The organism is Chryseobacterium mucoviscidosis (genome assembly GCF_002177115.1).
Classification (GTDB): domain Bacteria; phylum Bacteroidota; class Bacteroidia; order Flavobacteriales; family Weeksellaceae; genus Chryseobacterium; species Chryseobacterium mucoviscidosis.
In genome coordinates this window covers 186,258-197,939 of the sequence record NZ_MVAG01000147.1, presented here as the reverse complement: position 1 = coordinate 197,939, position 11,682 = coordinate 186,258, and the positions used below count along the sequence as shown (strand labels likewise).

Sequence of the window (11,682 nt, the reverse complement as noted above, 5' to 3'; positions counted from 1 at the left end):
GTGATTCATATTTTTGAAAACGGAGATACCCGAAAACAACTTCTGGCAAGAAGCCGGTATTTACTTTACAAAAGCAGGGAAAAATGGACAGAAAATCAAAGTAAACGGGTAAAGATCCTGTTTAGAGAATATCCCGATTTAGAAAAAATCTACCATTTATCGGATAGTTTAAGAAAAATGTACAATCAAAATATAACAAAATCCGTTGCCATGTTGAAGTTGGCTCATTGGTTTAAGGATGTTGAAGAGTCGGGTTTTAAATCATTTTCTACACTAAAGAATACCATTATAAATCATTACAACGATATTCTCAATTATTTTGAAGCAAGAAGCACCAATGCTGCTGCGGAATCTTTTAATGCGAAAATTAAAAACTTCAGACTACAACTTCGAGGGGTAAAAGACAGAACTTTCTTTCTATTCAGATTAACTAAACTTTTTGCATAGCCCCCAAGTTTTGCGATTGATCCATTTAAATAAGAATTGCTGTAAACTCCCATGAATAGAGAAGAAGTATTATAAAACAAAAAAATCTCCCTTAAAAAAGAGAGATTTCTGTGGGTCCTGAGGGATTCGAACCCCCGACCCTCTGGGTGTAAACCAGATGCTCTGAACCAACTGAGCTAAGAACCCTCTTTATCGTTGTTTCCTCGATTAGAGTGGTGCAAATATACGACTTATTTAGAAATCTCCAAATTTTTTTCTAAAAATTCTCCCACTACAAAGTTACTTCCCCCGATAAAAATCATTTCTTCATTTGTATATTCCTCTTTTGCAGAAAGATACGCTTCCTGTACCGAATCAAAAATTTTGTAAAAAATTTTCGCATCAACCAGTAAATTTTCATAATCTTCAGGGTGTCTTCCGCGATGGATGGCTGGTTTTGCAAAATAAAACTGAGAGTTATCAGGTAAAATTTTCATGACTTCATCTATTTTTTTGTCATTCACGAAGCCTAAAATAATATGTTTATGCTTATTGATAGAATTTAATTGTGAAAAAACATATTCCAGACCTGCCTGATTGTGTCCAGTGTCGCAAATCGTCAATGGATTTTCTGAAAACTGAAACCATCGACCGATAAATCCTGTGTTTTGGTGAACATGAAGAAGCCCTTTTTCAATATTTTCATCTGAAATGTTGTAATTTAATTTTCTTAATTCATCAACTAAACATAAAACGAGTTTAATGTTTTTCTCTTGATAATTTCCCTTTAGATCAGATTTTAAATCTGTTCTTAGCAGGGTAGCATCAACAAAAGCTGCATTTTCTTTTTCCGCTTTATTTTTAATGATATTTTTTACGGCTTCGTTTTCATCTCCGGAAATAACAGGAACTCCCATTTTTACGATTCCTGCTTTTTCTCCTGCAATTTCTTCAATAGTGTTTCCCAGAATATTCTGATGATCTAGCTGTACATTCGTAATGGCTGAAACCAATGGCTTAATGATGTTAGTAGAATCTAATCTTCCTCCAAGACCAACTTCAATAATCGCAATATCTACATTTTGCTGATAAAAATATTCAAAGGCCATAATGGTAGTAAATTCAAAAAAAGAAGGCTGAATATCTTCAGGAAGATTTTTCAGTTTCTGAATAAAATGATACACAAATTCTTTATCACAATTATTACCATTTACCTTAATTCGTTCTGTAAAGTCGATCAGGTGGGGCGAATTGTACAGCCCGATTTTATATCCCGATTCCTGTAGAACAGAAGCCAGCATATTGCTGGAAGAGCCTTTTCCATTGGTTCCGCCTATATGAACGCATTTTATCTTTTCCTGAGGATTTCCGAAAAAATCGCAAAGTTTTATAATATTGCCTAATCCAGGCTTATACGCTTTCTGCCCGTCTATCTGATAATTAGGAGCCTGAACGAAAAGCCATTCTACCGCTTCCTGATATTGTTCATTTGTCATAATGCAAAATTCTCAAAAGTTTTTTAAAAAGAAATATTAAAACTGTAACTTTTTTATATTTACTTCGTCTAATAGGGAAAAATATATAGAGTATGAAAAAGGTTTTGACTATTATTTTGGGATTATCTTGTCTGGCAGTCAATGCCCAGAAAAAATGGTCTTTGAGAGAATGTGTGGATTATGCAACCAAACATAATCTTCAGGTGATCCAAAATGAATATTCGAAACAGTCTCAGGATTTGAATCTGAAAATTGCCAAGAAAAACTATCTTCCGTCTGTTTCCGGTTCTGTGGGAAATACGGTGAGTTTCGGGCAGACTTCTTTCGGGACGGGAAGTTTAAGAAACGACAGATTCAGTAACAGTGCAAATCTGGGAGCAGATATTTTGGTATACAATAACGGCAGACTTGAAAAAACCATCAGAAAAACAGAATTCGATGTAGAAGCAAGTCAGTATGATATTGAAACCATTAAAAATGATATTTCTCTTCAGATTGCACAGCAGTATTTAACAACGTTACTGAATAAAGAAATTGTAAAAATTTCTCAGGCGGCTGTTGAAAATGCTCAGAAACAATATGACAGATCAAAAATTACTACAGAAATAGGCACAACAGCACAAACGGTTTTAGCGGAAGCAGAGGCAGGACTGGCAAGAGAAAAACAAAACCTGAAGACCGCTGAAATTAATGTGGGAAGAAGTTTATTTGCTTTAGCACAGCTTTTACAGCTTCAGGAATATAAAGATTTTGATGTGGAAGATGTAAATGTTCCGGATCAGCTTGCTCCGCAGTTAAAATCTGGTGATGAGGTTTTAACAACAGCTTACGAGACTCAGCCGCAGATAAAAGCAGCAGAGAGCAGGATAAAAGCAGCACAGGCACAGACCGAAGTTTCCAAAACTGCTTTCTGGCCTACTGTTACGGCAAGTGCAGGAATCGGATCTTTCTACAATAACCTTTTAAATACAGATAATGTAGGTTCCGCTCTTTTCTATGTAAAAGAACAGGGATTCTTTTCTCAATATAAAGACAATTTCGGACAACAGGCGGCTCTTTCTGTCAATATCCCTATTTTCAATAAAGGAATTACAAAACTTCAGGTAGAACAGTCTAAACTGAATGAAAGTCTGGCTAAAGTAACTTTGGAACAGCAGAAACAGGCGGTAAGACAGAATGTTCAGAAAGCGCAGTTTGATGTGGATGCCAATTACGAAATCTATCTCTCATCGCTTCAGGCAGAGAAAAGCACCAAACTTGCATTGGAGTTTGCAGATAAAAGTTATGCAGCAGGAAGATCTACCATTTATGATGTAAATATTGCAAGAAATAATTATGCTAATGCACAGGGTTCTGTAGCTCAGGCAAAATATAATTATGTTTTCAGTCTTAAATTGTTGAATTTCTATGCCGGAATTCCATTAAGTTTGTAAAATGTCTATTCAGTCATTAGAAAAATATTTACCGCAAAATACGCTTCAATATTTAAAAATCTGGTTTGCAGACTATTATATTCATATAAAAGTCACACGCAACAGGAATTCCAAACTGGGAGATTATCGTAAACTTCAGGATCATTCTCATGAGATTACGATCAATTCCACTTTGGCTCCGCAATTATTTTTCTTTGTGTTAACCCATGAGTTGGCGCATCTTATTGCCTTTGAGAAGTACGGCAGAAGAATTTCTCCTCACGGAAACGAATGGAAACATACTTTCAGGCAGATGCTTTTGCAGAGTCTTGAGGTATATGAAGAAGATTTAAGACCGGTCATTGTTAAATTTTCGAAATCTCCGAAAGCCAATTTCATGGCGAGTCCGGATCTGGTAAAATATTTTCATTCTGAAAAGCAGGACGATACGCTTGTTTTTATTGAAACGCTTCAGAAAGGAGACTTCTTTATCTACCGAAACGAAAAGTACCTTTTAGAAGGTCTAATTAAAAAAAACTATCTTTGTAAAAACTTGGCTACAGGAAGAAAGTATTCTTTCAAACCATTGGCAAGGGTAGAAAAATACACATAAGAATGTCAAAATCAAACAGATATTGCGTCATTATGGCAGGTGGAATCGGAAGCAGATTCTGGCCTATGAGTACGCAGAAATTTCCGAAACAGTTTCAGGATATTTTAGGAGTGGGACGCACCATGATTCAGCAGACCTATGACAGGATCAGCAGAATTATTCCTAACGAAAATATATTTGTGATTACGAATAAAGAGTATGTAGAGCTTTCGCATCAGCAGTTGCCGGAAGTTCCGCAGGAAAATATTGTAGGCGAACCTTTGCTTAAAAATACGGCTCCGTGCAATCTTTATATGGCGAATAAAATCGCGGAAACAGATCCGGATGCAACCATGATTGTACTTCCTGCAGATCATTTAATTTTAAAAGAAGAAACTTTTCTGGAAAAGGTAGAACTGGCTTTTGAAATTGCTGCAAAGAACGAATATCTGGTAACGTTGGGAATTACACCAACAAGACCAGATACAGGATATGGATACATTCAGTTTGTTGATAAGCATGATTCTGATTATTATAAAGTAAAAACTTTTACGGAAAAACCGATTCTTGAGATTGCCAAAAGCTTTCTGGAAAGCGGTGATTTCCTTTGGAATGCAGGCATTTTTATCTGGAACGTAAAAAGCATCCATCATGCCTTTGAAATGTATCTTCCGGAAATGACGCAGCATTTTATGGCTTGCGAATACAATGCAGACAGTGAAAAAAGCTGTATTGAACTGATTTATCCTAAAGTCCAGAAAATTTCTATTGATAACGGGATTTTAGAAAAAGCACAGAATGTTTATGTAATTCCGGCAGATTTGGGCTGGAGCGATCTGGGAACCTGGACTTCCGTTTATGAAAATGCAGACAAGGATGAGAATCTGAATGCCGTAAAATCTAAACAGCCGATTCTTACCTACAACGCAAAAGGAAATGTAATCCGTATGAAAAATAACAATAAAGCAGTGGTTATCGACGGATTGGAAAATTACATCATTGTAGATACCGATAAAGCTCTTCTAATCTGTCCGAGAGATCACGATCAGCTCATAAAAGACTATGTTTTAGACCTTAAAAACCTGAAGAAAGGAGATAAATTCATGTAAAATAATTTTCTTTTTTCCTCGTTCTGTAACTATGATAACATTGATAAGAAAATTCTGGGTATTCGGGTTTTTGTTTTTGGGAACATTTTCTTACGCGCAGGAAAAGAAGCATTTTTCGAATGTTTCCAGTATTTTACAAAACATCATTCCGAATGTTAAAGCCTCTTCCTGGCTGCTGATTCACAGCAGTTATGGGAAAGACCGTATTTTGAAACAATCAGGAGCGGCGATAGATTATGTTTCACAAACCTCAGGATTCAATATCGGAATTGCGGAAGAAAATGAATTTTATTTCATCGTCTATGTATCCGGAGGAAAGACAGAATATGTTACCACTCTTGAAGGGCTTAAAAACTTTGTGGGAAAACCCGGTGACATTCAGGATGCTGCCATTTCTGCAGCAACAGACGGTTATATTATCGATGAAGAATTCAGAGATATTGCGGCGAATTATTACGAAGATAAATCCAATTATTATCTGAATTTAGGAAAGCTGACTTCTACAGAATGTCCTTATCAGAAAAAACATTTTACTTTAACCATCAGTAAATCAACAGGAATAATTACGGAAGCGAAAGATAACGGTTCGTACATTGAGCTTTATAATAAAAAATGCACCAATAACCCAAGATTGCTGAAGATCGAGAAAAAAGAAGAACCGAAAGATGAGCCTAAAAAGAAACCCGCAAGATCCACAAAACGGAAATAATTTTTACGAAACAGAACGTCTGATTCTTCGTCTGATGTCTCTGGAAGATACAGGATTTATTCTGGATCTTTACAACCGTCCGAAATTCATTCAGTTTATCGGAGATCGTAATTTGAAGACACTTTCTGACGCAGAAGATTATATCAGAAACCGTTTTCTTCCTCAGATAGAAAGATTGGGCTATGGAAATTATTTAATGCTTACCAAGGATGGGAATCATAAAATCGGAGGAGTTGGAATTTTCGAAAGGGAAGGATTGGATGTTGTGGATATCGGCTTTTCGCTTTTAGATGAGTTTGAAGGAAAAGGGTACGCTTATGAAGCAGCTTTAAAGATAAAATCTGTCGGAATGGATGATTTCGGGTTGAAAAAGATTTCTGCCATTACAACAAAAGACAACTTTTCATCTCAGAAATTAATTGAAAAGCTGGGGTTAAAATTCCAAAAATTCGTCACCATTCCCAACGATCCGGAGGAACTGATGTACTACGAAACAGAATAGTATCGTTTTTACTTTACTTTAATTTAACCGCAAAAGCCACAAAAAACATTCAACAGTTTTTGAAGATCTCTGATTTTTATTCTTTTGAGCCTTTTGCGGTTAAATTAGAAATATTATTTAAAAGCTATTTCAAAATCTGTGCAGCGTGATCTTTCGTCTTTACCTTATCGATAACCTCTGTACAGATTCCGTTTTCATCAAAAACAAAAGTAGTTCTCACAATTCCCATAAATTCTTTTCCCATAAATTTTTTCAGTTGCCAAACTCCAAATTTTTCAATAACATCACGCGTTTCATCGGCAATAATATCAAACGGAAATTCAAATTTTTCACTGAATTTTTTCTGACTTTTTACAGGATCTGCACTTACTCCCAACAATTCAAATCCCTGTTTCTTAAGTTCGGCATAATTGTCTCTCAGATTGCATGCTTCAGCAGTACAACCCGGAGTATTTGCTTTCGGATAGAAAAAAACAACAAGCTTTTTACCGATCAGATTTTCAGAATGTACCGTTTCGCCATCCTGATTGGTTCCTTCAAATTGAGGTAATTTGTCTCCGACTTTCAACATAATGATTTATTTTTGTTCAAATTTAATGCTTCCATGACAAAAAAGCAAAGAGCTGAACTCGTACAGACCGAATTAGAAAAACTATATCCTGAAGTTCCTATTCCGCTGGATCACACCGATCCTTACACTTTAATGGTTGCTGTTGCGCTATCTGCACAGACGACCGATAAAAAGGTTAATCAGGTAACGCCTGAGCTTTTCGCGGTGGCAGGAACCCCGCAAAGAATGGCAAAGCTGGAGGAATATCAGATTAAAGAATTAATTAAAGAAATCGGACTTGCCAATACCAAAGCCAAAAATCTTAAAAGAATGGCAGAACTGCTTCTGGAAAGACATAATGGAGTAGTGCCGCAAACCTACGAAGAACTCGAAGCGCTTCCCGGAGTTGGACATAAAACCGCTTCTGTGGTGATGAGTCAGGGCTTTGGATTTCCTGCTTTTCCTGTAGATACCCACATTCACAGATTAATGACACAATGGAAGCTCACTTCCGGAAAAAACGTAGTAGAAACCGAAAAAGACGCTAAAAAACTCTGGAAAGAAGAAGTCTGGAATAAACTCCATCTTCAGATTATTTTCTACGGAAGAGAATATTCTCCTGCGCGCGGAAACGGAGCCAAAGATTTCATCACCAAAATGCTGTTCGAAAAATAAACAATCTTTTCCGAAGCCTGAATTCCCCTCCTTTGGAGGGGTGGCGAAAATTCGGAAGAATTTTTGACGGGGTGGTTAAATAGATGAAGAAGCAAATCAATCCAACAATCTTCGGTGATAATTGATCTGTCCCAAATGATAACTCAGATGCCCGAAAAGATGGATCAGGAAATATTCCGTCGTCATTCCATAACCCAAAGGTTCAAGCGGATATGGTTTCTGGAGGTCTTCATCAGACAGCCTTTCAAGCATAATCGTCACCGTTTCGATAGTCTTTTCAATCTGTTGAACTAATTCCATTCTCGGAATATCTTTTAATGAAAATTCAAGCTCCCTGTTTCTTACATAGCCGGAATTTCCCAAAACGGCTCCCACAAAATGACTGAGATTTCCCACAATATGCAACGTTAAATTTCCTGCCGAATTTGAAATGTTTGCCTCTGTTTTCCAGAGATTTGTTTCATTCTGATAAGATTCAATTTCCTGTTTCAGCTTATTTAAATCCCTTAGGAATAGCGATTTTAGACTTTCTGTCATTATTTTTCTTATTTAATTTTTGTTTTAAAATATCCTCTGAAATTTTTAGTAACCAGAGAATCCAGCTTCGTCTCGTAGTCGATAAACCCATAAATGCTGTCATTTTTTTGAAACGGGTACTTGTTAAGAACCAATTTCTGATACACCGGATAAGAATTGATAAATTTAATTTCGCCTTTTAATGTTTTTGGGTTAATATCTTGAATTAAAAACTGATCATTAAAAACCTTTATCAAAACTCCGTTTCCAAAATATCCGTTGTAATTGTTAAGCCAGATATTGATGGTGTCTCCTTTGTATTCAGTTTTGCATTTATAATCGCTGAACTGAAAAAATCTGTATTGCTTTCTTCGAGGATAGAAAATGCTTTCATAATAACCATCTTCTTGTACAATATGAGCGGTTCTTGTTAGACTTTCAACTTTTTCACTGTTAAATAATTTAAGCTCAGGATATTTTGATAGAATTTTGAATGTATCATTTTTACTTAAATTTTCATCAACAGTAATATTTTCAGGTTTTAAAATTTTCCTGTTTTCTTTTTTACAGCTTAAAAAACACAATCCCAAAATGGAAAAGCTTAAAAAAAGAAGTGTTTTTATCATAATCTGTTTTAAAACATAAAGCTAAACAAAAAAGCCACAAAAATTAATTTGTGACTTCAGTTTTTTAATGAGGAATTTCTTCTGTTAGGATTTCGTTTCCTGCTTTGTCGTAGTAAATGCAGGTAAATTGATCCAGATCTACAATCCATTTTTCAACTCCCGTTTCAGCGCAGTCTTCACAAAATTTCATATAATCCGTCTCTCCTCTCTGATGACTTTTTAACTGCTGAATAAACTTTTCTTTATCCACAGTATGTTCAATCGTAAGATCAGCGTATTTTGGCTGGGATTTTGTGGCGTAATCATTTTCTCCAAAATATTCGGTATGGCTGTCTTTTACCCATGTTTCAAAAGATTTCACGCCTAATTCCTTAATTTCTTTGATGTAATTCGGAAAATCTGCTCCGGATTTTACTTTGCTGTGTGCATTTTCAATTTGTTCTACTGTAAACATTTTTTTTCGTTGTATTTTTTTAATTATTCAGCTTTAATTGCAAAAGCGCAAACTATAATTTTGTTTAAATTAATTTTAAATTTTGAATATCCGTTAAACAGTCTATTACTATTCATTGGTATGAAAATCAATTATTTATAACAGGCACTTCGACAAGCTCAGTGTGACACCTCTAATACCAAACGCTTGATTTTTAGCGATGTCAAGCTGAGCCTGTCGAAGCTTTAGGTTAATAAACGGACAATCAATTTTAAATTTAACCGCAAAAGATACACAAAAGACTTTATCAGATTTATTTAAAGTATTTTAAAAGTCTGCAAGAGAAAATCTTTGATTTTTTACCTTATGTGATCTTTCTTTCCATTTAAGGATTAAACTTAGACAACTCACGTGTTAAAATCTTTTACATCCTTTGCGGTAAGAAAGTTTTTTGCGTTTTAGTGATTCCGGCAAAATTTATTTCTGTTTTTTTGCCCAAAGTTCCATTTTTCTGTTCAGAACATCCAAAGGAAGGCAGCCCTGGCTCAAAACTTCATCATGGAATTTGGCTAAATTAAATTTACTTCCCAGTTCTTTCTGATATTTTTCTCTCAGCTCACGAATTCTCAATGAACCGATTTTATAGCCTAAAGCCTGTCCCGGCATCGCCATATATCGTTCCACTTCGGCGGTTGCTCCGGCTTCATCGTAAGAAATATTGCTCAGGAAATATTTTATTGCCTCTTCTCGTTTCATTTTTCCGGTGTGGAGACCCGTGTCTACTACCAGTCTTACTGCTCTTAGCATTTGGTCGCTCAGGTAGCCCATCTTCTGATAAGGATCTGTATATAAGCCGAATTCCGGTCCTAATGTTTCGCAATAGTGTGCCCATCCTTCACCGTAAGCTCCAAACCAGCCGAATCTCATGAATTTCGGGAGTTTGGTGTTTTCCTGCTGTAAAGAAACCTGATAATGATGTCCTGGAATAGCCTCGTGTAAGAACAAAGATTCCATACCTGAAGTTACGTTGAATTTTGACGGATCCGGAAGCGGAACGTAAAATATTCCTGGTCTTTTTCCGTCCGGTGTTCCCTGAATATATTCTGCACTTGCGCTTGCTTCCCTGAATTTTTCAGTTTGTCTGATTTCAAATCCTGTTTTCGGTGTTACGGAAAACATGGTTTTCAGCTTCGGTGTAATTTTCGTTAAAATTCCGTTGAATGCCGCTAAAACTTCCTTTGAAGTCTTGTATGGCATTGCTTTCGGATCTGTCTTTACATAATTAATAAATTCTTCCAATGTGCCGGTAAATCCAACCTGCTGTTTAACCTTTTCCATTTCCGCACGAAGCATTGCCACCTGCTGAAGTCCGATTTTATTAATTTCTTCAGGCGTTTTATCGGTTGTCGTCCAGCTTTTTGCATAATACCTGTAAATTTCCTTTCCGTTTGGCAGGCTGTTGTAACCGTCTGTTTCCCTTGCTTTTGGTAGATATTCTTTTTCCAAAAAGTTGCCCATTTTAGTATAAGCAGGAATAATTTTCTGTACGATGGCGTCCTGATAAAGCTTTGAAAATTTTTCTTTCTGCTCGTTTGTGAAATTTTTCGGAAATTTTCTGATGGGTCCGTAGAAAATATTCTTATCAAAATCAGTCGTTATAATTTCTTCGGCTCTCATTTGAGGAATCATCTTTACCACCAGTTTTTTAGGCAAGACCATTTTATTATTAATTCCTTCGCGGAAATTATCGGTGGCGGCATTCATCCATTCCAGAAATTTTTCCATTCTTTTCAGCCAGTCAGAATAATCTTTTTCTGTTTTAAAAGGCTGGCTTCCTTCTCCGCTTCCATACAATGGAAAGTTAAGCGGCAAACCTCCGAATTGCGTAAAAGGAATATATTCCGGATGATAATTGTAGTTTTCTATCTTATCTTTTAACGTAAAATTCAGTACATCGTAAACTACTTTATCTTCGTCTGAAAGATTCTTATAATCCACGTTTTCCAGTTGTTTTTCTACAGAACGGTAGAAAGCGACTTCTCCGGAGATAAAATCTTTATCGATGTTAATCGGAAGCTGATCGTTATAACGTAAATCTCCCTGTGAAGTTGCATCCAGAGGATATAATTTCAGATACTGTTCATAATAATTGGAAGCAATAGAATCCAGATTGGATGGTGTTACTTTCGTTAAAGGGGAATCGGATTTTTTGCATGATCCTAAACTGATCATTATGCCTAATCCTATAATACTTTTTGATATGATGTTTTTCATTCCGGAATCTTTAGAGAACAAAAATAAATATTATATCAATGTAAACTTCCGATCAACTACAATTAAGATGATAAAGAGGATATTATTTGTTATTTTATTCTCTTTAATGAAAATATTTACATTAAATCCAATTATTTCTATGAAATGATATTGATAATTGTAAATTTTTAATTTAAAAACGTCTGTGTTGGGTTAAAAATATATTTAATTGTTTTATTAATTAAAAAAAAAGCGTTTATTTAAATTATGTGTAAAAAAAAATAATTATTTATGCTATATGTTTTGTGTTGTTAGTTTTTTTTCTATATTAGCGATTAATTAAATAATAAGTAAAAGTATTGTGAATTATTTTAATTATTATT

Annotated in this window: 13 protein-coding genes and 1 tRNA gene; 7 read left to right on the top strand and 7 right to left on the bottom strand. The window is 35.4% G+C overall.

Annotated features, from left to right (window positions below; translation table 11 throughout):
* On the top strand, nt 1-447 hold a 447-nt coding region (locus B0E34_RS18845), incomplete at its 5' end, for a transposase (RefSeq protein WP_165763024.1).
* Nucleotides 448-558: 111 nt separating this feature from the next.
* Here B0E34_RS18845 and B0E34_RS18840 read toward each other — a convergent pair.
* Nucleotides 559-633 (bottom strand) — tRNA-Val (locus B0E34_RS18840).
* Nucleotides 634-677: 44 nt separating this feature from the next.
* Nucleotides 678-1,922, bottom strand: a complete 1,245-nt coding sequence (locus B0E34_RS18835) for a bifunctional folylpolyglutamate synthase/dihydrofolate synthase (protein ID WP_087711990.1) — start codon at nt 1,920-1,922, stop codon at nt 678-680.
* 92 nt (nt 1,923-2,014) lie between these two features.
* Here B0E34_RS18835 and B0E34_RS18830 point away from each other — a divergent pair, with 92 nt between their 5' ends.
* From B0E34_RS18830 to B0E34_RS18810, 5 genes are read left to right on the top strand one after another with little or no spacing between them, the layout of a single operon-like run.
* A complete protein-coding gene (locus B0E34_RS18830) occupies nt 2,015-3,355 on the top strand; it encodes a TolC family protein (RefSeq protein ID WP_087711988.1) in 1,341 nt (446 codons plus the stop codon).
* A 1-nt stretch (nt 3,356) separates the two neighbouring features.
* The gene (locus B0E34_RS18825; protein ID WP_087711986.1) at nt 3,357-3,947 is read left to right on the top strand and encodes a SprT-like domain-containing protein; all 591 of its coding nucleotides are present in this window, start codon (nt 3,357-3,359) and stop codon (nt 3,945-3,947) included.
* A gap of 2 nt (nt 3,948-3,949) precedes the next feature.
* Nucleotides 3,950-5,035: a mannose-1-phosphate guanylyltransferase gene (locus tag B0E34_RS18820; RefSeq protein WP_228423107.1), complete on the top strand. Its 1,086-nt coding sequence runs from the start codon at nt 3,950-3,952 to the stop codon at nt 5,033-5,035.
* Nucleotides 5,036-5,066: 31 nt separating this feature from the next.
* Nucleotides 5,067-5,744, top strand: a complete 678-nt coding sequence (locus B0E34_RS18815; protein ID WP_087711982.1) for a hypothetical protein — start codon at nt 5,067-5,069, stop codon at nt 5,742-5,744.
* Nucleotides 5,701-6,246: a GNAT family N-acetyltransferase gene (locus B0E34_RS18810; RefSeq protein WP_087711980.1), complete on the top strand. Its 546-nt coding sequence runs from the start codon at nt 5,701-5,703 to the stop codon at nt 6,244-6,246. Before B0E34_RS18815 ends, B0E34_RS18810 begins: the two co-directional genes overlap by 44 nt.
* A 124-nt stretch (nt 6,247-6,370) precedes the next feature.
* Here the strand turns inward: B0E34_RS18810 and bcp are convergent, their stop codons facing one another.
* On the bottom strand, nt 6,371-6,817 hold the full coding sequence (bcp, locus tag B0E34_RS18805; RefSeq protein WP_087711978.1) for a thioredoxin-dependent thiol peroxidase: 447 nt from the start codon (nt 6,815-6,817) through the stop codon (nt 6,371-6,373).
* A gap of 33 nt (nt 6,818-6,850) precedes the next feature.
* On the opposite strand from bcp, the gene B0E34_RS18800 reads away from it, so the two are divergent.
* Entirely contained in the window at nt 6,851-7,471 is a 621-nt protein-coding gene (locus B0E34_RS18800) for an endonuclease III domain-containing protein (RefSeq protein WP_076394093.1), read from the top strand.
* Nucleotides 7,472-7,567: 96 nt separating this feature from the next.
* Here B0E34_RS18800 and B0E34_RS18795 read toward each other — a convergent pair whose 3' ends face one another.
* The 4 genes from B0E34_RS18795 to B0E34_RS18780 form a co-directional block, all read right to left on the bottom strand.
* The gene (locus B0E34_RS18795) at nt 7,568-8,008 is read right to left on the bottom strand and encodes a DinB family protein (RefSeq protein ID WP_228423106.1); all 441 of its coding nucleotides are present in this window, start codon (nt 8,006-8,008) and stop codon (nt 7,568-7,570) included.
* An 8-nt stretch (nt 8,009-8,016) separates the two neighbouring features.
* Nucleotides 8,017-8,613: a hypothetical protein gene (locus B0E34_RS18790; protein ID WP_087711974.1), complete on the bottom strand. Its 597-nt coding sequence runs from the start codon at nt 8,611-8,613 to the stop codon at nt 8,017-8,019.
* A 64-nt stretch (nt 8,614-8,677) separates the two neighbouring features.
* Complete coding sequence (locus tag B0E34_RS18785) at nt 8,678-9,067, bottom strand: DUF1398 domain-containing protein (protein ID WP_087711972.1); 390 nt, start codon at nt 9,065-9,067, stop codon at nt 8,678-8,680.
* A gap of 456 nt (nt 9,068-9,523) precedes the next feature.
* Nucleotides 9,524-11,320: a DUF885 domain-containing protein gene (locus B0E34_RS18780; protein ID WP_087712005.1), complete on the bottom strand. Its 1,797-nt coding sequence runs from the start codon at nt 11,318-11,320 to the stop codon at nt 9,524-9,526.
* Nucleotides 11,321-11,682: the final 362 nt, after the last annotated feature.